The 20,388-nt window shown below is 49.0% G+C and carries 20 protein-coding genes; 6 read left to right on the forward strand and 14 right to left on the reverse strand.

Annotation, left to right across the window (positions count from 1 at the left end; translation table 11 throughout):
* Window positions 1-89: 89 nt before the first annotated feature.
* From PN498_RS19555 to PN498_RS19570, 4 genes are all read right to left on the reverse strand, one after another.
* Window positions 90-1,130 carry an NAD-dependent epimerase/dehydratase family protein gene (locus PN498_RS19555; RefSeq protein WP_272064962.1) on the reverse strand — a complete coding sequence of 347 codons (1,041 nt, stop codon included), beginning with the start codon at window positions 1,128-1,130 and terminating at the stop codon, window positions 90-92.
* Window positions 1,127-2,182 carry a Gfo/Idh/MocA family protein gene (locus PN498_RS19560; RefSeq protein WP_272064963.1) on the reverse strand — a complete coding sequence of 352 codons (1,056 nt, stop codon included), beginning with the start codon at window positions 2,180-2,182 and terminating at the stop codon, window positions 1,127-1,129. Before PN498_RS19560 ends, PN498_RS19555 begins: the two co-directional genes overlap by 4 nt.
* Window positions 2,183-2,227: 45 nt before the next feature.
* A complete protein-coding gene (locus PN498_RS19565; RefSeq protein ID WP_272064965.1) occupies window positions 2,228-3,253 on the reverse strand; it encodes a glycosyltransferase family 2 protein in 1,026 nt (341 codons plus the stop codon).
* A 331-nt stretch (window positions 3,254-3,584) separates the two neighbouring features.
* Window positions 3,585-5,066: an aminotransferase-like domain-containing protein gene (locus PN498_RS19570; protein ID WP_272064966.1), complete on the reverse strand. Its 1,482-nt coding sequence runs from the start codon at window positions 5,064-5,066 to the stop codon at window positions 3,585-3,587.
* A gap of 232 nt (window positions 5,067-5,298) precedes the next feature.
* On the opposite strand from PN498_RS19570, the gene PN498_RS19575 reads away from it, so the two are divergent.
* Both PN498_RS19575 and folP read left to right on the forward strand, forming a co-directional pair.
* Window positions 5,299-5,604 carry a hypothetical protein gene (locus tag PN498_RS19575; protein WP_272064967.1) on the forward strand — a complete coding sequence of 102 codons (306 nt, stop codon included), beginning with the start codon at window positions 5,299-5,301 and terminating at the stop codon, window positions 5,602-5,604.
* Between the two features lie 264 nt (window positions 5,605-5,868).
* A complete protein-coding gene (gene folP, locus PN498_RS19580; protein WP_272064968.1) occupies window positions 5,869-6,768 on the forward strand; it encodes a dihydropteroate synthase in 900 nt (299 codons plus the stop codon).
* Between the two features lie 90 nt (window positions 6,769-6,858).
* Here the strand turns inward: folP and PN498_RS19585 are convergent, their stop codons facing one another.
* From PN498_RS19585 to PN498_RS19630, 10 genes are all read right to left on the reverse strand, one after another.
* Window positions 6,859-7,959 (reverse strand): hypothetical protein, encoded by a 1,101-nt coding sequence (locus tag PN498_RS19585; RefSeq protein ID WP_272064969.1) that lies wholly within the window; start codon window positions 7,957-7,959, stop codon window positions 6,859-6,861.
* Between the two features lie 265 nt (window positions 7,960-8,224).
* Window positions 8,225-8,938: an EcsC family protein gene (locus PN498_RS19590; protein ID WP_272064971.1), complete on the reverse strand. Its 714-nt coding sequence runs from the start codon at window positions 8,936-8,938 to the stop codon at window positions 8,225-8,227.
* A gap of 182 nt (window positions 8,939-9,120) precedes the next feature.
* Window positions 9,121-10,620 carry an AAA family ATPase gene (locus PN498_RS19595; RefSeq protein WP_272064972.1) on the reverse strand — a complete coding sequence of 500 codons (1,500 nt, stop codon included), beginning with the start codon at window positions 10,618-10,620 and terminating at the stop codon, window positions 9,121-9,123.
* Between the two features lie 55 nt (window positions 10,621-10,675).
* On the reverse strand, window positions 10,676-11,206 hold the full coding sequence (locus PN498_RS19600) for a YceD family protein (protein WP_272064974.1): 531 nt from the start codon (window positions 11,204-11,206) through the stop codon (window positions 10,676-10,678).
* Between the two features lie 55 nt (window positions 11,207-11,261).
* Complete coding sequence (locus PN498_RS19605; RefSeq protein ID WP_272064975.1) at window positions 11,262-11,747, reverse strand: Jag family protein; 486 nt, start codon at window positions 11,745-11,747, stop codon at window positions 11,262-11,264.
* A 6-nt stretch (window positions 11,748-11,753) separates the two neighbouring features.
* Complete coding sequence (yidC, locus tag PN498_RS19610) at window positions 11,754-12,914, reverse strand: membrane protein insertase YidC (protein ID WP_272064976.1); 1,161 nt, start codon at window positions 12,912-12,914, stop codon at window positions 11,754-11,756.
* A gap of 171 nt (window positions 12,915-13,085) precedes the next feature.
* Window positions 13,086-13,478 (reverse strand): PH domain-containing protein, encoded by a 393-nt coding sequence (locus tag PN498_RS19615; RefSeq protein WP_272064977.1) that lies wholly within the window; start codon window positions 13,476-13,478, stop codon window positions 13,086-13,088.
* Window positions 13,468-13,830, reverse strand: a complete 363-nt coding sequence (gene rnpA, locus PN498_RS19620) for a ribonuclease P protein component (protein WP_272064978.1) — start codon at window positions 13,828-13,830, stop codon at window positions 13,468-13,470. Before rnpA ends, PN498_RS19615 begins: the two co-directional genes overlap by 11 nt.
* Before the next feature lie 127 nt (window positions 13,831-13,957).
* Window positions 13,958-14,095 carry a 50S ribosomal protein L34 gene (gene rpmH / locus PN498_RS19625; RefSeq protein ID WP_272064980.1) on the reverse strand — a complete coding sequence of 46 codons (138 nt, stop codon included), beginning with the start codon at window positions 14,093-14,095 and terminating at the stop codon, window positions 13,958-13,960.
* Between the two features lie 118 nt (window positions 14,096-14,213).
* Window positions 14,214-14,765, reverse strand: coding sequence for a DUF2808 domain-containing protein (locus PN498_RS19630; protein WP_272064982.1), 552 nt, complete (start codon window positions 14,763-14,765; stop codon window positions 14,214-14,216).
* A 1,280-nt stretch (window positions 14,766-16,045) separates the two neighbouring features.
* Here PN498_RS19630 and pntA point away from each other — a divergent pair.
* The 4 genes from pntA to PN498_RS19650 all read left to right on the forward strand — a co-directional run bounded on the left by pntA (window position 16,046) and on the right by PN498_RS19650 (window position 20,382).
* On the forward strand, window positions 16,046-17,650 hold the full coding sequence (gene pntA / locus PN498_RS19635; protein WP_334312272.1) for a Re/Si-specific NAD(P)(+) transhydrogenase subunit alpha: 1,605 nt from the start codon (window positions 16,046-16,048) through the stop codon (window positions 17,648-17,650).
* 44 nt (window positions 17,651-17,694) lie between these two features.
* Window positions 17,695-19,131, forward strand: a complete 1,437-nt coding sequence (locus PN498_RS19640; RefSeq protein ID WP_272064984.1) for an NAD(P)(+) transhydrogenase (Re/Si-specific) subunit beta — start codon at window positions 17,695-17,697, stop codon at window positions 19,129-19,131.
* Between the two features lie 544 nt (window positions 19,132-19,675).
* A complete protein-coding gene (gene clpS, locus PN498_RS19645) occupies window positions 19,676-20,002 on the forward strand; it encodes an ATP-dependent Clp protease adapter ClpS (RefSeq protein WP_272064986.1) in 327 nt (108 codons plus the stop codon).
* Window positions 20,003-20,079: 77 nt separating this feature from the next.
* Complete coding sequence (locus PN498_RS19650; protein ID WP_272064988.1) at window positions 20,080-20,382, forward strand: DUF2103 domain-containing protein; 303 nt, start codon at window positions 20,080-20,082, stop codon at window positions 20,380-20,382.
* Window positions 20,383-20,388: the final 6 nt, after the last annotated feature.

The raw sequence follows: 20,388 nt of genomic DNA on the forward strand, positions 1-20,388 counted from the left end.
AACAAGCTGATGCTCAAATCCTTTGAAGGCGTACGGGCTGTACGCCCCCTCAACCTTAATAGCAGCCAACTGACCGGGGGCTGCCAGCATTACGCTGAAGTGGCAGGCACTGCTTCAGGTTCAACCGTAAGCAAATCCTCAGATCCATAAGAGCGTCTAAGGGCTTCCTCAAAGGAATAGCGTGGCGACCAGTCCAAAAGTTCCTTCGCCAAACGATTGGAATACTGTAGCGGTCGGAACCGAGCTTGCAGTTGGGCAGGCACTAAGATTCCCGGCAAACGCGCCTGTCCTCCTAAAAGTCCCTTGTTGACGAACCAGGCTAAATTGCCGATCGCCTGCATCAGACTCCAGTTCACAGGAATCATTTTGGGCGGCTCGGTCTCATGTTTCAATAGACCGTCTACATACGTCTGCTGAGTTGGCAGGTTGTCGTCCACAATATTGATCGTTTTTCCAAAAGCTTTCTCTGCGGTCAGTGCTTTGACGATCGCCTCAGAGCAATTCTCCACATACGTCATTGGCAACGTGCTTTTGCTGCCAATCTTGAGCCAGCGACTTTCTCCCAAACTACCGCCAATGAGAGCATGCCAGAGTGCTTCCCGACCATAGATCATGCCCGGACGGATGAAGGTCACCGTGGCGTCAGTTTTCTGCTGCCACTCGCGAATCATCTCCTCTTGGATGAGCTTCGTTTGGGCATAGGCATCACGTTCAAGGGGATCCTCAATGAGAGGAGAATCCTCATCAAGCACTGTTCTACGGGGAATACGCTTGTAGTCATAGAGCGAGAATGTACTCGTCACGACTAGATGGTTGATAGAGGCTTCCTCCATAGCAAGCAACAGGTTTTCGGTACCAATGACCGTGCCTGCGAAGCGATCATAGAAATCGCCGCCTTTCGTCGCCGCCAGGTGAATGACCGCATCCACCCCAGGCAAAATGTCTGCTAGCCCGCGACGCTGGCGCAGGTCAAATCGGGCAAACTCAACATTCGGGTGAGTATGCCAGGGAAGTCGAGTCTCGTTTGATTTTGGACGAATGACAGCTCGTACCTGATGGCCTGCCTGCAGAGCAGCTGCCACCACGTATTGACCAACAAAGCCAGAGGCGCCAGTGATTAAAACTTTCATACTCGATTCTCTTCTGCTAGGAGGGCTTCAATCAAACTCAGGGTGCGTTCCATTTGGTGATAGCCGATTGGGAGATCCTGACCATTGGCCAGAGCATAGTAGGTTTTGTCCATCAGCTTGTACAAACCCTCGTAGGGAGTGATTTGCATAATCTTGCGGTAAAAGTTGCGGAAGCTAGCGCCCATCAACGTTTTACCATTTGCAAAATGGTTCACCAGAGGCGATAGCTGTTGTCCGCCAGACCGAGGGACCACTGTTCTCAAGTAGGGTTGGAACAAATCTGTTTCGGCATAGCCGCGATCGCCCCGCACATACACCATGAAGCACTGGGGTTGGGTATAAACGCTGAAGCGGAAGCGAACGTGTGTCTGCCCACCAATCACAGTTGCATCTAAGTCATCATACTTAAAGAGATCGCCGCCCCCGTGATTACTCCAGGCTGCACTGACTCGATCAATGCTGGGCAAATAGGGCAAAGCCAGATAGACCATGTGGGTGATGATGTCGTGGATCACGCCCGCCGGCATCTTGTGAATGGGATTAGGTAGGTTCTCGTCAGCGAACCGCCCTTCTTCTCGGATATCCAGAGCCACGCGAATCTCGACATCTTGAATCGCTCCAAGTTCCCCCTCATTCACCATCTTTTGAATCGCGAGAATGGGACTGTTATAGAGGTAGTTTTGGTCCTCCATGAGGTGGCGATTGCAGGATTTTGCGACCTTCCACAACTCCTGAAATTCCTCTAGAGTCGGCGTGATGGGTTTTTCACAGAGGACGTGTGCGCCTGCTTGCAAACAGTCAGTTGCAATCATTTTGTGAGTGTTGGGTGGCGTCAGAACGTGGACCACGTCAGGGGAAGCCTTTTCCAACATCTCCTTATAGTCTGTATAAGCACCTTTTGCGTCGTAGCGCTCTTTAGCGTACTTAGCTGCAGCAGCAGACAAGTCACAGACGCCGACTAAATCTGCCAAAGAGGTTTCTGAAAGAAACGACAGATGTTCTTTTGAGATAGCACCTGTACCAATAACAGCGGCTTTTAGCCTAGTCTTCATAAACAGTTACCCTTATTGCTTTAAGTGATTGTTGGAAAAAATGCGTTAAGTGCCCGAGGGAGATGCTGGCGATTCCTTATATTCAATCAGGGTGGCGGGCTTATTACGGAGCCGATTCAGCCAGTATTTAGCTTGCCCAATCATTTGAGGGAATTTAGACAAATTACAGTAGAAAGCGTAAAGACGAGCGTCTGAAGGGGTGTCGTCGTATGTATTCGTACGGTAGCGATAGATTTTAAATCCGAGTAGCCCATAAAAGAAAAGTAGCAATAAGCTAATTCCGTGCGTAGGCCAGATGCACCCTAGCGTAAGCAATGGAATTCCTAAACCCCAAAGCCAACCGCTTTTGTGCTCTCTTTGCATGTATTGTTCGTCTGCTTGGCCGTATCTATCAAAGCCTTCTGCCACAGCCCATCCACCTCGAATGGAGCGCTTCCACCATTGCCCAAACCGCAACATGGCGGCATCGTGAAGGGTCATATCTGCATCTAATCGCCAAATGCGCCATCCTTGTCGACGCAGACGAATACACATTTCAGGCTCTTCGCCACAAATTAGCGATGGATCATAGCCACCAACGTCTTGAATGGCAGCTACCCGCATGAGGGCATCTCCACCACAGGCAGTGGTTTCACCCACGAGCGTATTCCATTCCAACTCAGCCATGCGGTTGTAGGGGGAGGCCTCAGGAAATCGTTCTTTGCGACGTCCACACACGATCGCTATCTGGGGGTCTTTTTGAATGAATTCCAGTGCCGTATCCAACCAGCCCGGTAACAATTCACAATCCCCATCAATGAATTGAACGAACTCCAGGTCAGGATGGTGAGTAAGCATGTACTGAAACCCAGCATTCCGTCCACGTGCCATAGTGAAGGGTTGCGTCATATCTAAATTAACGACCTCTATACCCATCTCCTGAGCTTTTTCCACGCTGCCGTCAGTCGATCCGGAATCCACATAGACAATAGGCATATCAGGGGCAAGCTGCTGCTTTAATGACTCGAAGCAGCGAATGAGGCGATCGCCTTCATTGCGCCCAATCGTGACAATTCCAATGTTTTCATTCACTCAGACACCTCTCCACTGGAATACTTTCTTTATAACTAACATCCGCGAGTTCAGGGATTTCGCCCAACCTATTTTTCCCAAAGATGAACTCAGAAGAAATGCTTAAGCAAGTTTTGTGAGGTCTCTTGATAGAAACCTAATATCTTGATGGAAAACTCATAAACAGGTCTGGAAATCTTGCTTGGCAGGTTTTAGAAATCTTTGCCCAAGCGAAATGCCATTGTTCAAAACCTACGAGATTAATACGTAGGTAGCTATAGGTATTTTTTAGCGATCCCCTATCTTCGGTTTATTCCCAGTTGTCTACTGATAGGTCGACCAGAGAAAACCATTACAAATGCCTATCTGCAGCGTCGAGTAATTGCTCAGCTAGCTGCTTTTTTGCTAGATATCCAAGCGTTTCCACAGCCTTGTCAATCGTTTCTGACCAAGGCACAGCAGTATTAATGCGAAAGCAATTGCCATAGCATTTGCCTGAAGCTGAAAACATCACCCCCGGAGCAATGCTGATGCGGTATTGAGAAGCATCGCGATAGAGCTTCAGCACATCGAAGCCGTCAGGCATTTCGATCCAAAGAACATGCCCGCCACTGGGTCGAGTTATCCGAGTCTCTGCCGGAAAATAATCGCTGATCGCTTGCTGCATACGTGCCATTTGAGACTGATAGGCCCGTCTGAGCTGCCTGAGGTGACGATCAAAGCCACCATTAGACAGAAATGTGGATACTGTGAGCTGGGGCGCGATCGCAGTTCCCAAGTTGATGACGGATTTCAATTTGGAAATTGCAGGTTGATAGGGACCACCTGCACACCAACCGATGCGGAGTCCTGGCGATAGGGTTTTGCTGAGAGAGGAATAGTAGATGACGCGATCGCCAGTATCAAAGGCCTTGATAGCTTTTGGGCGCGTACCTTCAAAATAAAGCTCGCCGTAAACGTCATCCTCAATCAAGACTGCATCGTATTGGTTCAGCAGTTCCACCAACTTTTTCTTCTTCACATCGTCCATACAGCAGCCAACGGGATTGCTGAAATTAGAAACAAGTAGAACGGCTTTAACCCGACCTGTTTTGAGTGCCTCCTCTAGGTGAGGCAAGCTAACCCCCTCTCGGGGATGAGTTGGCAATGTCAAAGCTTTGAGTTGCAACGTTTTCATCGCCTCTAGAAACGTGAAATAGGTAGGCGATTCAACAGCAACTACGTCTCCCGGTTTCGTCAGTGCCTGCAAAGCAAGATACATGGCTTCGTTAGCGCCGTTGGTAATCATGAGCTGATCCGGCGTGATGGAACATCCACAATTCAACATGCGCTTAGCCAACTCAACCCGCAATTCTTCACAGCCTATAGGACCGCCGTAGGCATGAGCTTTCTCAGGATTTTCGCGCAATACTTTGCCCATCAGTCGGTTGAGCTGAGCTAAGGGCAACAGTTCCATAACGGGGAAGGCAGCTCCTAAAGGGATTCTGTCTTCGTCTTGCAGCGTACTCGTCACTTGAAAGTCGAAAATGATATCAACGTCATGAACATGCAGGGGCGGGGCGGTAGGAGACGGTTCCTTGAGAAGGGTAGATACTGTCTGCCGCACGTAGTATCCCGATTGAGGACGAACCGTAATCAAGCCCCGATCTTCCAAGACGCGATAGGCTTCCAAAACAGTGGACGTACTGACAGAAAGCTGTTCTCGTAGTTTGCGAACGGATGGCAGACGATGACCTGGCTGCAAAGTACCTTCCGTAATGAGGGCTTGCAGTCGTTCTGCAACCTGCTCATACAAAACCTGATCTTTCTCAAGCTCAATTGGAGAAATATTCATAGGTCAGCCTTGGGTGTAGTCGGCGACAGACTGTGCGGTCAAAGCGCCTTTTGTTTTAATGAAGCAAATTAAGCAATACAGTTGATTGGCATTTCCAGCAGAACAGTTCAGATTTTGTGAACTGTTACCAAAACAATTTATCGTGATTGTCTCTGTTCGGATAGTGATTTATTGAAGAGAATTTATCTATGCCGAATCGATTCGAGCTGACCTTATTTTGGAGGACAGTCTCGTGCAGCAGAAAAATCTATATGCTCGACTGGAGCTACTCACTCCCGAGCTAGAGCAAACCCTGAAAAACCGCCGTTTTCGACCATTGAGGAAACGGGTTGATGTCAGACATCTTCTAGGTCAACTGGGTCAGGCACTCCTGAATTTTTTCGTAGGATCTCAAGAGCCAAGAATTATTGCTAAACGCGATCGCAATGGCTATTTCTTGAACTACGAGGTGTACGACCCCGTGAGTCGAAGCCGCTATGTCTTTGACTCTGAACAAGAACTCAGGGTTTGGTTAGACCAGCGCTATTACATTCACTAAGTTTGGAAGCAGCACAGTTTTGTGGATGCTGACAATAGTGGCTAGCAGATGCAGTGGCGACGTGACCTATCACGTCGCCACATTAGCTGAGTGAAGGATCGCCGTCGCCCGTTTTGTTAGGGCAAGACGGCGAGCCATCTGGCTATTTGCTAAGCAGCTAGATGCTATCCGGTGCACAAGCCTGGATGGCTAAAGCTATATTTCTCTGCCTTGAGCCACAACCTATGGCAAGCTAGCCTTTAGTGTTTCCCTTTCAAACTTGCCATGGTAATTGCATCACCATCGGACTGGAATTTGCGCGATCGCACGTTCAATTGGGGCGATCGCACCTATGTCATGGGAGTTCTAAACGTGACTCCCGACAGTTTCAGTGATGGGGGGCAATTCAACACACTAGAAACGGCGATCGTTCAAGCGCAGCACCTGATTACCGCAGGTGTCGATATGCTCGACATTGGAGGACAATCCACCCGACCTGGAGCTAGACAGATTCCCATAGAGGAAGAACTGCGGCGGGTTGTGCCCGTCGTGGAAGCCATTCGCCATAGTCAGGACATAGGTCTTGCGCAGGCAGTCATTTCGGTGGATACAACCCAATCTGAAGTAGCTCGACTGGCAGTCAAAGCAGGAGCAGATTTGATCAATGACATTTCAGGAGGCACTTATGACGCGGCCATGTTTGCAACCGTGGCTGATTTGGGTGTGCCCATCATCTTGATGCACATTCGGGGCACTCCTGACATGATGCAAAAGGACACGAATTACAGCGATTTAATCGGCGAAATTTATGATTTTCTGGAACGTCAGACCAAGACCGCACAGGCTGCCGGACTTAGGTCCAGTCAAATCGCTATTGATCCAGGGATTGGATTTGGCAAAAGCTATACACAAAATTTAGAGATTTTGCGGCAAGTCTCGACCTTTCGTCAGCTGAACTATCCCATCTTAATTGGCCCCTCTCGCAAGAGCTTTTTGGGCTGGCTGTTACAGCAACCCGATCCTCAAGAACGGGCGTGGGGAACGGCAGCGGCTTGTTGTGCGGCGATCGCAGGTGGAGCCGACATTTTACGGGTGCACGATAGCAAAGAAATCATTGAAGTCTGCAAAGTGGCTGATGCTATTTGGCGTCAACGACTGCCTGACTATTGCCGCAATTCTGATTAGAGATTCCTGAAAATAGAAATACCTGGCCGTGGTGCATTACGCTGCGCTGATGACACCCTACCAGCGGTCAATTCTTTTCTGGAGATCCCCTTAGCGATATCGAACGTCCCGAAAAACAAGTCGAGCATCAAAGCCCCGGCTCCTCAGTTCAAGCACTCGAACCTCAGCCGAATTCTGATTTTGGAAAGCTCCGGCATTGATAAATCTTCCTTGACGAGCATCTTCCAGAAAAGCCTCAGGGTAGAGCTGTTGCACTTGAGCCAGCGTGTTCTCATCACCAAAGACTGCCGCTACAAAAGCGTCATCCACTCGTCCAATTTCACCAACGCCTTCGGGCAAATCTGAACTCGGAATGTTGATCACCACTTCGCCAATGCCGGGTTCTTCAAAGAGACGCTGACCATTGATGTTAAAGATCTCCAGCGTAGTACCACCAGTACCATCAATTCGAGAAATGTATTCAACAGATTGTCCATTACGAGTCCCGGAAGCGACATAGCTGACAGTGTTTTCGTAAGGAGTGACCGCCGGAACCAGACTCGCGGGTTTGCCGTTGACTTCACTTTCAGCCGTGAACTTGTTATACACGTTCATGAATTTAAAGCCATCTCTTTCAAATACTCGAACAGCATAGCTGGCCGTGTTGAAGCTTAAGATTGTGTCCTGCCGGACCCGTTGCAACGTATTTTCAGGAACTGCAAAAACTGAAACGCTTGTGGACGGTTGATTGACGATAACAACATCGGAGCCATCCTGAATCAGCAATCTGGCCGTTCCATCAGGCGTCACAAATGATGAGTAGCGGGCTTGACGACCACTGTAATCACCTGTGCTGACATAGGCGCCTTGTCCCCCCTGCACTGTGAATTCAGCAGGTTGAGCATTTAGGCGCAAAAGATCCTCAACCTGGTCATATACATTCATGACCGTGCGTCCGTTCTGCAGAAATACACGGACAGAATAACCGCTTGTTCTATAGCTGAGGATCGTCCCATCAGCAGCAGCTTGAGCAATTAGCTCTGAATGGTTTGAACTGTTTGAGATACCAATTTCCCTCAGTTCAGGCTGCTCACTGGCGGCAAAAGCACCAGCTCCGATGACAGAACTGGTTAAAAAGACAGATGACAGGGTGAGTCTAGAAGCAACCCTCCACACCAAAGTCGCCAAGAACTGCGTTTTTTTGCTCTTCATCTTCAACTGCCTACTGAACTAGCGAAAATTCTGAACAGCTAAACACGGACAGTGACTACCGCTACTCAGAAAACTTACCTACCTGACCGTAATTTTAGGGCAGTTTTTCAAAACAGAGCGATTTTTCTGGAATTTCACTGATTCTGAAACCCTATGGTGAGCAAGCTTGACTAAATTCATTGCGAGTCAAAACCAACCAATTTTGACCGATCGCACCCTCGCCAACTCGATCTATCGTCTCAAAAGTCACAACAGAGCTAGAGACCTAAAGCACGACCTCCCGAGAACGCTTGACCTCGTAATATCGGCTAGCTAAGAAGCCAACACTGTAGACGATGGCTGCATCAGAAGTAATACCGATCGCAGTCCCTATACCAGGAAGCACTTCTAAGAAGCTGAGACCTGATTTCAGCGTTCCAGAACTGCCTGTGAAAACAGCCCAGATCGCCAAAACCTCTCCTCGGCGTTCAGGAGTGCTAATTGAAAAACCATGGATGGCGGCGATTTTATAAATCATTTCTGCTTGCAAAGCGGCGATCGCACCGATGTCCAGCGCAAATAGAAAAACGGCCATTGGGGGGACCAAGTTTGTTAGCAAACCGACTTGGGCAGCTTGAAACGCTGTTTCTGCCATAACTCGCTGTATGAGTTGGGTGTCAGTCTCTAAAGGATATTTCTCGCGGAGTTCAACAACAGACTTCTCAACTTTCTCCGCATTCACTTGACCTAGAGCCGCCAGCAGCCAACTGACTCCCGGAATTGCAGTCGCGAACTTGATGAAGGGGATGTCTGCAATGGGAGCCACGGTGTGTCCGATCAACCGAGTAGCTTGCTCAATCATCGGATAAACCAAATTGATGAATGCATCTCCGGCAACATTTGCGCTGCTTTGCAAAGTCTCAGCGATCGCCTGCATCATACGAGCCGCGTCGTTCACAGTGGAGCTTGAATCATTGGATGAGGGCGGTTTGGCAGTCATGAATCAATGAAATTAAATTTTGCTACAGCAAATTACACTGTCAGTCTAGAACTTCACCAGAGATAATTCGTCTGGCGACAGACATAAGTTCGACCTTGACACGTCCACCCTTGCAGGGTGTGTCAAGGTTCAAGTTCCCGACTGGAGACAACGCCATGGGACTGGAAATATAAACAGCTGCTTTATCGGAGGCGATCGCCAAGGGAAGTGCGGGAGGCTAGCCGCGCTTTGCCGGAGGCGGCCCAAGTTTGCAAAGCCTCTACCTGTTCTTGGGCAGTACGGGCAAGGGGGACGATTTGACTAGCCGCTTCAAGAATATCGTCTGTCGTAAAATCACGATCCTGACTAAAGCCAATATGCATGGCCTCAACGATGGCTTGCTCAATTTCAGCGCCTGAAAAGCTAGGCGTTTCGTAAGCTAAACGCTCAATATCGTAGCTCTGAAGATTGTGAGCGCGAAGTCGATTGAGGTGAACTTCGTAAATTGACTTACGTTCATCTTGGGACGGTAAACCAACAAAGAAAAGCTCATCAAAGCGCCCGCGTCGCAAAAGTTCCGGCGGTAACGATTGAATGTTGTTCGCAGTTGCCACAACGAAGACAGGAGAAGTCTTCTCTGCCATCCAGGTGATAAAAGTCCCGAAAACACGACTGCTGGTTCCCGAGTCACCTCGTCCATCAACTCCAGCAAAAGCTTTATCAATTTCATCAATCCAGAGGATACAGGGAGCTAGTGCTTCTGCAATTTGGATCATCTGTCGAGTCCGCGATTCGGATTCGCCGATCAATCCGGCAAATAATCGTCCTACGTCTAACCGCAACAAAGGCAGATGCCAATGATGGGCGATCGCCTTGGCTGTAAGAGACTTTCCAGTGCCTTGGATGCCGACTAATAAAAGTCCGCGAGGATGAGGCAACCCATATGATCGAGCCTTTTCTGAAAACGCATTACCTCGGCGCAAGAGCCAATCTTTGAGATTATCCAGCCCACCGATATCCGAGATTTGCTCTTTGGCCGGGTAGAAATCTAGAATTTGAGTTTGTCGAATGGTTTGCCGTTTCTCTTCCAAAACCAAGTCGATGTCGTCAGGCTGAAACGTGCCTTTGGCAGCGATTCCCCGCGCTAACACTCGACGAATTCGCTCTATGGATAACCCCTGACAGGACTGGACCAAAGTATCCAAGTCTTTGGGAGACAAGTACACATTCAAGCTGCTCAACAGACGAGACACTTCTGCTTTGATTTCATCAACGCCAGGTAAGGCAAACTCAACAATCGTGACGGTTTCGGCTAAATCGTCAGGAACGTCTATCTGGGGCGCTACTAATAGAATATTTTTTGGTTGAGATTTAAGCCGACGGGCCAAGTTTCTCAATTTGCGAGAGATCGCCACATCGTCTAAGAAACGGTGATAGTCTCTCAGGATGAATAGCGCCGCAACAGACTGCGGCAACTTTTCGATATGTTCCAGGGCCTGCAAAGGATTTCGCCGGGCAATCCCCTGGTCGTTAGGATTTCCTTGGTATCCATCGACAAAATCCCAAATGTAGAGACTGCGATTCCCCAGCTCTTGAACAGTCGCTGCAATAACCTGCTCAACCCGTTCCTCTTCTAAAGTTGAAACGTAGATAACGGGATACCTGGCTCGTAGTAGCAGTAGCAGTTCGTCCTTAAAGCTCATTATCTTTTTGTTGAAACGAGTTTAGAACTAAGCTACCACCTCACGTAGAAGGTCGTTAATTTCGGTGGGATTCATCTTTGGCGAGCTGTTGCTTCAGAACCTCTAAAGCCGACCAGCGATCGTCCACTTTAGGTGGACTGCTATTAGCGGCTTTGCTCTCAACGATGAGTCCTGGACAACTGGCATTACAAATTTGTCGCTGCGGCAGCTCCAGACAGACTTGCTCATAGATCCAGGTTTCGGGATCAAAATAGCCATAGGGCGATAAGCTCTCAACCAGCTCTTCAGGATTGACCTCTTGCTCTAGAGGAATATCCTGTTGGGAAGCCACAGACTCATCTAACCAAATAATTTCCTTGGCATCAAAAGCGACCCGGTGATTGTACTGACACAGACAGCGATCGCAGGTCAGCGTCACGATTGTCTGTGCAGATCCCTGAACATCCAAAAAGGTCGTACCATGCCGTACAGAAACTTCGGCTCGGACGGGTGTTAGCGTTGCTAGATTTCGAAAAGTAGTCTCAAAGATGAGGGATCGGGTCCGGTCAACAGCGTTCAGCAGGTGTGGAATATAAATGGCCTGCATATGATCACTCCCCTGTCGCGTGTTATTGCTGATTGCAGCTCGAACCCTGAATAGCCTACTGTAGCTGTCGAACCACCAGTCTACGATCAGGCTCTCGTCCTCGGCTGAAGGTCTCTAAGCCATCGTGAGACTTAAGGTAATGATGCACCTGCCGCCGCTCTGCCGAGGATAGGGCGACCATTTCAAATTCTTCACCCGTTTCCTTCGCTGTCTCAGCCGCTTCGGCGGCTAAAGCAATCAGCTCAGCCTTACGCTTAGCCCGATGGCCTGCCAATTCAATGGTGTAGGGCTGCTGCTCTTCCGGCGATCGCCCCAGGTTCAAGACTGTGTTAGCTAAGTACTGAACGGCATCTAGAGAATGCCCCTTTTCGCCAATCAGTGACTCCACTTGCTCAGGAGGTATCTCGGAGTCGTCGATGGTAAGCCAGCAGCTTGCACCAAACTCATCCTCCACCATGGAGGCGCTAACAGAGGTTTCAACACCTTGACACTTCAGCAGAGATAATAGCCACTCGATACCGGTCTGTTCAGAATTTTCCATAGCCGCTTACGTTGCCTTCTTTTTCTTCTTTGAACGACTAGGTTCAAAGGGTAGAGTCTGGCGATTATCATCACTGCCTGCTGCTGCCGCCTCAGCATCCACAATCTTCTGTAGATTCTCAGGCAGAGGCTCCTTGGACAGGATAAAACTCTGCAGAGTCTGAAAGATGTTGGCAATCACCATATACATTAGCACTCCGGCAGGCAACGGGAAAAACAGAAACATACCAGAGAAGATAATGGGTGTGAACTTATTAATGGCTGCCTGCTGCGGATTGTCGCTATTCGCCGACCCACCTTGACCAGAAAGCAACTGGTTTACGTAAAGACTCACCCCAAAAGTCAGCACCATCAGCAAGATATCCCAGTGGATCTCGCCATTATCTCCCATCACGCCAACCCTACCGAGCGCTTCGATGAAGAGAAATCCTTTATTAGAGGCTAAGCCTGGGACCTTAACTTGCAGAGTGACATCGCCTGGTGCGATCGCTTCAATGTTGCCATTTTCGTCAATGTTGACAAGCTCTTTACCCTTAGTGACCTCAACATAAGGCTCCAATGGAAGAGCTTCGTCATATTCATTAACAATTTGGTTCAGCGTCTCACCATTCTCCGTCTGCAAGCGGAAGTCGGTCTTTTCCCCAACAGCTAACCGATTCCCCCCAGGAACCACAACAGACATAGGAAAGTGCACACCGTCTGTCACATAAATGCTCTTGGGAGATGTCGAGAACGCCTGAGGCTGAATTTGTTCGATCTTTTCAGTAGGAAGAACCTGCAAATTGACCGGATAAGCCACATCTGCAAATGGCGATCCCCGTAAGGTCGCAAACAAGGCAAACAGAATAGGCATCTGCAAGAGCACTGGGAAACAGCCGGCCAAAGGATTACCAAACTCTTTGTAGACCTTGCTCATTTCCTCCTGAAGCTTAGACGGCTCGTCTTTATAGCGCTCCTGGATCTCTTTAACACGCTTCTGCATCGCAGGCTGAGCCACTTTCATGCGACGCATGTTACGGATCGAGCCAGCATTTAGAGGATAGAGCGCGAATCGAATGACCAACGTTAATGCCACGATCGCCAGACCGTAACTGGGCACAACCCCGTAGAAAAAATCCAGGATTGGCAACATTATGTTGTTTGAAAGAAAACCGATACCAAAATCCATTCGCGCTTTACCTCGATGGGCTTGCAGTAACTATCTGTTCAGGATTCGAATCCATCTTTAATAAGCGTAGCGCTCTACGGAGCATCTTCGAAACCCCATACGCACCTTAGCACCCAGCCAACGCCCGCTTAGACGGGCTGACTTACGGATACCTACCGAGTCGAGGTGAGGTTAACTCCCTACGGCACCACTAACAGCTTTTGCCTTAGAAGATAGCTTTTCACTGATGTAATCATAGACATCCCTAAAGTTAGGGACGGCTCGTAACTCCAGCTTGCTGCCATCCTTTAGCGTTACGACCATATCTCCCCAAAGCCCCAAGCCACGAGGTACGGTCACAACCTTACTAATTTCCGAGTAGATAATATCCGAACGAGTGCGTCCCATCCAGCCTCCTGTGATGGAAATGCGGCGACTCGTGATTCGGTAGCGCAACCACAGGGCACGGACGATCGCCCCTACGGTGAGGGGAATACAAACCAACGTAAAGGCTAACAGCACGTTGATGATGAGATCACCAACGTGGGGTCCACCTTCGTAATAAACCTCCTCTTTAATGCCCATCGAATACCTCAAGCTCTAAAAATAACTTTTCTAATTCTTGCAGAAATTGCCAGTAGTCGCACTGAACAGAGGAGGTTCTCAGTACAACCACTATCCATAACCCGGCCCTGAAATTCGGAAGGAGTTCTTGTAAAGCAGCTCTAACCTGCCGCTTCAGCCGATTACGCACAACTGCACGCTTGCTAACCTTCTGGCTAATCGTGATGCCAAAACGGGAGCAGCCGTCAGCTGACTGCTCCGAGACTCTCAATGCTTTAACGACTAAGCAACATCCTGAAGCTTGCCGACCCTTCTGATACACCTTAGAAAACTCTCTAGAGCGTGTCAGACGGTAGCGCTTAGGTAATGCCACTTACTTTCTATCCATTTATCGCTGGCATACGCAGCTACGGCTAAGCTGTCGAACGATGGCGGCGCGTAATACACGCCCTTCAAAGACAGGCCGTACAGGTGTGAGCAAGCTGCAAAAGCACCTCAGACTACACGGCCAAGCGAGTACGCCCTCTTTTGCGGCGCGCACGAATAACGCGACGACCTGTCGCAGTTCTCATACGAGCGCGGAATCCAGAAGTTCTTTTTTGCTTGCGATTCGTACCGCCTAAAGTTCGCTTTGTCATGATTGCTCAGTTCCCTTCAACATGTGCGCAACAGCAAGTCCGCACCAAATTTAAAGACGCAGTTTTTAATAGTAACACCAAATGAGAAAGGGTTGCCGAGACCTAACCGTCACAGCGTCTACTCAGCGGCAACTTCTAAAGGCCATACACCCACGAATTCTCGTAAAGGCCCGCCTTGATATAAGGCATCAAGGGTGAAGAAGTAGTTCCCGTAACGATTGGGGTTACGAACGTCGTGTAGCACGACGATGAAACTTGTATTTGCTGGAATTGGCTCACTAGGGTAAATCTCGAAGACATTAGCTTCGGGATCAACAATAATCTCGTCGGCCTCAATGGTCGCGCCACCTCGACCAGTTCCTTCACGAAGTTCAATGCGAGCTGATGTGAAGTAGCCGCCTTGTTCTTCAAATTTTTCAGGGTAGCTAATTTGCAGCTCCAGAATGTCTTGCGGAATCTTACCGCCGGCCACTCGCAGGTAGTAGCGGGCATCGTTGCTGCGCCGCTCGTTGTTATCGATGTAGTAGCCCAGACGAAACTCAGAATCTACGCCCCCAAAGATCGTTAGCCCTTCTGTTGTCTGAGCGATCGCAGTACTGCCAGCGATCGCCAGCCCCGAAGCAGCCAGGACGCCTAACAAGCTTCGATGTAACCACTGCTTTAGTTTCATTGATAACCTCTCTAAAATCGCGTTTTTACCAGATTCACGTACTTTTAAGGTATTGTGCACGCCCCTTCAGCTTTTTGCCTCCGACGACAGGCATCTCAGAAAAGTGTCCACTTTTAACATGAGGGCGAACGAGCCTGTGAGAGTTCCTCATAGTAAACTCGTCTCCAGCGCTTTTGGCTAGCCCATAGCATGCAATATTACCATTAACGACTACTTCTCAAATAGTCTTAATGCCTATGCTGAGCCTGGATAAGAGATGCTTGTGACGTGTTGTTCTCAATCAATTCTTCTTCCCTACTAGGTCGTTCTCAGGCAGAACTCAAACAGCGGGGCTATATATCCATATATCCATGCCGTTGATCTATGCTCTACATCACACTCATTGAAGTATTGAAGAAAAATCTCCCTGCCAACAAAATATAAGTTGATTTGAACCAGTGGCTAAATGGAAGCTTTTTGCTAATAGCTGAAATCTCTCAAGGGGAACAGCGGGGCTGATGGACCTCTACAAAAAATTGACGGTCCACAAGTGATGCATCTCTATCCGAAATTAATAATTGTGATTTTCCGTTTATACCGGCTGAGATGAGCAACGACAGGTTGATGAAAAATTCGAGAAAAACTTTTGTTTCGCAAAATAGAAAAGCTTATTTGCAGTAACCTATCAATGTCTTGAACACGACGTTTCATTGGTTATAAATGTTAAGGGACTGCGAAGATGAATGATTTAGCATCATGATGTTAAGTTTCGTATCTCCGTTTTGGGATGTATGTCATCAAACAGTTGAACAATGTAAAAAAAGGCTGATCAACCTTTCGATTTTGAGAGGTTCGAGTTAAAAACGAGGCATTGGAGCAGTGATTTTGATGCCTCTTTATCTCTAAATATGAAGCGTGTGAAGCATTAGTAAGGGTTGCGGTCGTTCACGAAGCAAAGTCGTTCACGAAGCAAGTAGGTGTCGAAAGCGTTTTGCTAGCCTGTTTCAACTGGCTGAACAGCGTGAAGTGTTGCAAGTTCAGGCTTGTAAGTTTTGATGAATCCGCGATGAACTGTTTGACCTCTGGTGAGCATTTGCCAATTTTTGTCCGACAGGTCTGAGCGTCAATATTCCGGGATGAGGTTTTTCGCCCTGTTTCTGCTTAGCACGACTTTTAGCAGGGCGATTTCACATCTAGAGTTTGACAAGCTTTTTCTAAAGATCGAATGATCTTCAGTTGAAAAAGCATCAATTTGGCCTATGAACACCTGACAGTACAAATTAACTTAGGAGAAATGGTCTATGACAGCTGCGATCGCGCCAGATACGACAGCGTCCCCAGAATCACGTCCATCGATGCGTCTGGGGATTCCAAAAGAAATTGCACAGGGGGAGCGCCGGGTAGCGGTCACGCCAGATACCGCTCAAAAGCTACAGAAGTTGGGGTTTGAAGTTTGGGTTGAAGCGGGCGCAGGAGAATCGGCCAGTTTTCTAGACAGTGCCTATCAAGCCGCAGGGTGTCACGTTGTCGAAGACGTTCCTACTCTATGGGCTGAATCAGACATCGTCTTGAAGGTGCGATCGCCCCAGTGGCACCCTGATCTGAACCGTGATGAAACAGAACTGCTACGTCCTGGCGGCAAGCTGATCAGCTTCATTTGGCCGGCCCAAAATCCTGAGCTTTTAGAAAAACTCGCTCAGAAAAACGCAACGGTGATGGCGATGGATGCTGTGCCTCGCATCACCCGTGCTCAGAAGCTGGATGCGCTGAGTTCAATGGCTAATCTAGCCGGATATCGAGCCGTCATTGAGGCGGCGAATCAGTTTGGTCGAGGTTTTACAGGACAGATTACCGCTGCGGGTAAAATTCCGCCTTGCAAAGTATTGGTGATTGGTGCTGGGGTAGCAGGGTTAGCAGCCATTGGCACTGCACGGGGACTAGGCGCGATCGTTCGTGCCTTTGACACTCGCCCTGCGGTGAAGGAACAGGTCCAAAGCCTAGGTGCTGAGTTCTTAGAGCTTCATTTTGAAGAGGATAGTGAGGGATCGGGGGGCTATGCCAAAGTCATGAGTCCAGCCTTCATCGCCGCAGAGATGGCCCTATTCGCTGAGCAGGCCAAAGAAGTAGACGTTATTATCACAACGGCTCTTATTCCCGGCAAGGCTGCACCGCGTTTGGTGACTCAAGAGATGGTCGAGGCCATGAAGCCAGGATCAGTGGTCGTTGACATGGCAGCTGAGCAGGGCGGCAACTGTGAAGTCACTCGACCCGATGAGATTTACACGTATCACGGAATTACCATTGTTGGTTTGACTGATTTAGCAAGTCGCATGGCAAATCAGGCGAGTCAGCTGTATGGCACTAATCTGTTCCACCTCTTAAGCGATCTTGGCGGAGCTGCCAACCACACCATTGATATGGAAGACGTTGTTGTTCGCCAATCGACGGTCGTGCTTGAGGGTGAGGTTACGTGGCCTGCGCCCCCTCTCGAAAGACCTGCACCTTCGAAGCCCACTCCTCAGTCTGTTCAAACAGAGCAGACACCCGCTCAAACTAAGCCGAATCCACTGAAGCAGCTGATTTGGCCGCTGATAATTGGGGCAGCACTGTTTGGTGTTGGAGTAGCTGCACCTGAATCCTTCATTTCTCACTTTACGGTGTTTGTGCTGGCGATTTTCTTAGGTTGGAAAGTGATTTGGGATGTGACTCCAGCCTTGCATACGCCTCTCATGAGTGTGACAAACGCGATTAGCGGCATCATCATCATTGGTGGCATGTTGCAAATTTCTGGGCCGCTAACCTCTACGGTGACCGTACTGGGTGCGATCGCAATCTTTGTCAGCACTTTAAACATCTCCGGCGGCTTCTTCGTTACTCAGCGCATGCTGAACATGTTTCACAAGTAGTTGGCGAACTGTATTGCACCTGAACACAGCACACAGGATTTGGTATGTCTAATAATCTGTTGACGGTTGCATATATTGCAGCCAGCATTCTCTTCATTCTCAGCCTGGGGGGTCTCTCAAACCCAGAGACGGCAAGACGCGGTAATTTGTATGGGATCGCCGGCATGGTGGTGGCACTGGGCGCAACGGCACTCAGCCCGCAGGTCACCGGATACGGTGTTTTGGCGGTTTCGGTTATTCCAGCCATTTGGATTGGCGGCCTTATTGCTACCCGCGCGGCGATGACCTCTATGCCTCAACTGGTTGGCTTGCTCAATGGATTTGGTGGCTTGGCGGCTGTTCTCGTGGGGTATGCCAGCTATCTCAATCCAGATGCGTCCCTGGTGGGTATTGATTTCACGATCCACAAAGTAGAGGTCTTTGTCGGTGTTTTCATCGGCAGTATCACCTTTATCGGTTCGCTTATTGCTTGTGGCAAGCTGCAGGGCATTGTCTCCAGCAAGGCGGTGCTGTTACCGGGCCGCCATCTCTTAAACATTGGCATGCTAGCAGCGGTGATTGGCCTGGGCTACTACTACATGACAGTCGGTGAAGCAGCAGGGTTATTGCCGCTGGGGATCATGACTGCGATCGCCTCTATGCTAGGCATTACTCTAGTGATTGCGATCGGTGGAGCAGACATGCCAGTCGTTATCTCCATTCTCAACAGCTATTCGGGCTGGGGGGCAGCGGCAGCGGGCTTCATGCTGAACAACGACCTGTTGATTATCACAGGTGCGTTGGTGGGTAGCAGCGGTTTGATCCTGAGCTATATCATGTGTCAGGCCATGAACCGCTCTTTCGCTAATGTGCTGCTGGGTGGCTTTGGCAACACCAATTATCAGGGCAGTACCACGACTGAAGGGGAAGCAACGCCTGTCTCTGTGGAAGAAACGGTTGACCTCCTGAAAGATGCCGCTAGCGTTGTCATCGTGCCCGGATATGGCATGGCAGTGGCTCAGGCTCAGCATGCAGTTGCTGAGATCACACAGCTTTTGCGCGATCGCGGCACTCAAGTTCGCTTTGGCATTCACCCGGTTGCTGGACGACTACCAGGGCATATGAATGTGCTCTTAGCAGAAGCAAACGTGCCCTATGACATCGTGCTGGAAATGGACGAAATTAATGACGATTTTCCGTCAACCGACGTTGTTCTCGTGATTGGCGCTAACGATACTGTTAATCCCAGTGCATTGGAAGATCCCAACAGTCCTATGGCAGGAATGCCTGTTTTGGAAGTGTGGAAATCTCAAGCAGTGGTTGTCTTAAAACGTAGCCTTTCCGCAGGCTATGCCGGTGTCGCAAACCCTCTTTTTTACAAAGAAAATACGTCTATGCTATTCGGCGATGCCCGTGCTAACGTCACTGCAATTTTGAGCCAGTTGACTCAATCATCCACAGCGAGTAAATCGCAGGAAGCAGTGCTGGCAACTTCGAGATAAGAAAACGTTTCTGCTGATTTGACAACCCTGTGAAGCGTTATTCTTCACAGGGTTGTTTTTTTGGGCTAATTTCTCTTTATGTTTGCTATAGAGTCTCAATCGTGTCGCTTGAGTCCTCTTGGAAGGGAATAGGTGACAGGGAACAGAGTGGTCTTGTTTGACTTGCCCGCTGCTACCAGATATCGATTTAACCATCTAGGGTTGTGCACCCAATAGCATTCAGGTCCTTGCGCATCGCCAGATGGCCCAACGTCCTTGTCCTGATGGAACTGGCAAAGACTACATTGACACTGCAAAGGTGCCACCCCATAGTTTCTCATCTAAATTTCTAATCCAAAATTGAAAATCTGCACCCGTGAATTCGTCTTAGCCTTGCAATGCTTCAGGAAGAATTCGATACACTAATAACAAATCGAAAAAATCGGGACTTACGCGAACGGAGTTCCTGACTCTTAGAGCTGGCTTAATGTAGGCTGCACGTCTAGTCTATTGGCATCCTGCGTAAATCCTAAAAGTATATTTCACCCCACTCAACAGTATTGCAATGACAGTCTCTACTTTAGTGATGCCGATGTCGGCGACTGCGTCCCCAACTGTGGCTCCAGAAAAGACTCGTCAGGTCACGAGAAAACCTTATCCAAACTACAAAATCATTGTGCTGAATGATGACGTGAATACTTTTCAGCACGTCGCAGATTGTTTAACAAAGTATATTCCTGGTATGGGTAATGACCGTGCTTGGAAGCTAACTCATCAGATCCATAACGATGGGCAGGCGATTGTATGGGTTGGTCCGCTAGAACAGGCTGAACTTTATCACAGTCAGCTCAGCCGTGCTGGCTTGACGATGGCCCCTCTGGAGCAGGCTTAGCTGGGGAGGTTAAGCTTGTGTGAGCGATCGCTACAGTTAGGTCATATCAATAGATTGCAGGTGAGGAAGTCAATGTTATGGGTAAGCCGACGCCAGGACGTCTAGTTTGGAACCATTCCACTCACATTCCTGGATTGATCCCCGTGTTGGAAGCCCTCCTAAGCCTTGCAAGCCAAGTTCAGACGATTACACCTGGACGACTATCAACCGTTCGTAGCCATTCACCTCATCTCAGGCTGAAAGTTTCCGTTCCGATTCGAGGTGGCTTCAAATTAATTGCCCGTAAGGGAAAAACAGCCCAAGAAGTGTTTGTGTTAACTGACCTGGAAAAGGGAGCGCTAGAAGCTGCGATTGAGCAGGCAATCAAGGCTCGCCGATAGGGTGCT

It is taken from the genome of Oscillatoria sp. CS-180, from assembly GCF_028330965.1.
GTDB lineage: Bacteria > Cyanobacteriota > Cyanobacteriia > Phormidesmidales > Phormidesmidaceae > Halomicronema.

What these genes read in the sequence shown, in the direction of transcription:
- PN498_RS19555 (WP_272064962.1), bottom strand. Translation starts at nt 1,130, where the DNA reads ATGAAAGTTTTAATCACTGGCGCCTCTGGCTTTGTTGGTCAATACGTG.
- PN498_RS19560 (WP_272064963.1), bottom strand. Translation starts at nt 2,182, where the DNA reads ATGAAGACTAGGCTAAAAGCCGCTGTTATTGGTACAGGTGCTATCTCA.
- PN498_RS19570 (WP_272064966.1), bottom strand. Translation starts at nt 5,066, where the DNA reads ATGAATATTTCTCCAATTGAGCTTGAGAAAGATCAGGTTTTGTATGAG.
- folP (WP_272064968.1), top strand. Translation starts at nt 5,869, where the DNA reads ATGGTAATTGCATCACCATCGGACTGGAATTTGCGCGATCGCACGTTC.
- PN498_RS19585 (WP_272064969.1), bottom strand. Translation starts at nt 7,959, where the DNA reads ATGAAGAGCAAAAAAACGCAGTTCTTGGCGACTTTGGTGTGGAGGGTT.
- PN498_RS19590 (WP_272064971.1), bottom strand. Translation starts at nt 8,938, where the DNA reads ATGACTGCCAAACCGCCCTCATCCAATGATTCAAGCTCCACTGTGAAC.
- PN498_RS19595 (WP_272064972.1), bottom strand. Translation starts at nt 10,620, where the DNA reads ATGAGCTTTAAGGACGAACTGCTACTGCTACTACGAGCCAGGTATCCC.
- PN498_RS19600 (WP_272064974.1), bottom strand. Translation starts at nt 11,206, where the DNA reads ATGCAGGCCATTTATATTCCACACCTGCTGAACGCTGTTGACCGGACC.
- PN498_RS19605 (WP_272064975.1), bottom strand. Translation starts at nt 11,747, where the DNA reads ATGGAAAATTCTGAACAGACCGGTATCGAGTGGCTATTATCTCTGCTG.
- yidC (WP_272064976.1), bottom strand. Translation starts at nt 12,914, where the DNA reads ATGGATTTTGGTATCGGTTTTCTTTCAAACAACATAATGTTGCCAATC.
- PN498_RS19615 (WP_272064977.1), bottom strand. Translation starts at nt 13,478, where the DNA reads ATGGGCATTAAAGAGGAGGTTTATTACGAAGGTGGACCCCACGTTGGT.
- rpmH (WP_272064980.1), bottom strand. Translation starts at nt 14,095, where the DNA reads ATGACAAAGCGAACTTTAGGCGGTACGAATCGCAAGCAAAAAAGAACT.
- PN498_RS19630 (WP_272064982.1), bottom strand. Translation starts at nt 14,765, where the DNA reads ATGAAACTAAAGCAGTGGTTACATCGAAGCTTGTTAGGCGTCCTGGCT.
- pntA (WP_334312272.1), top strand. Translation starts at nt 16,046, where the DNA reads ATGACAGCTGCGATCGCGCCAGATACGACAGCGTCCCCAGAATCACGT.
- PN498_RS19640 (WP_272064984.1), top strand. Translation starts at nt 17,695, where the DNA reads ATGTCTAATAATCTGTTGACGGTTGCATATATTGCAGCCAGCATTCTC.
- clpS (WP_272064986.1), top strand. Translation starts at nt 19,676, where the DNA reads ATGACAGTCTCTACTTTAGTGATGCCGATGTCGGCGACTGCGTCCCCA.
- PN498_RS19650 (WP_272064988.1), top strand. Translation starts at nt 20,080, where the DNA reads ATGGGTAAGCCGACGCCAGGACGTCTAGTTTGGAACCATTCCACTCAC.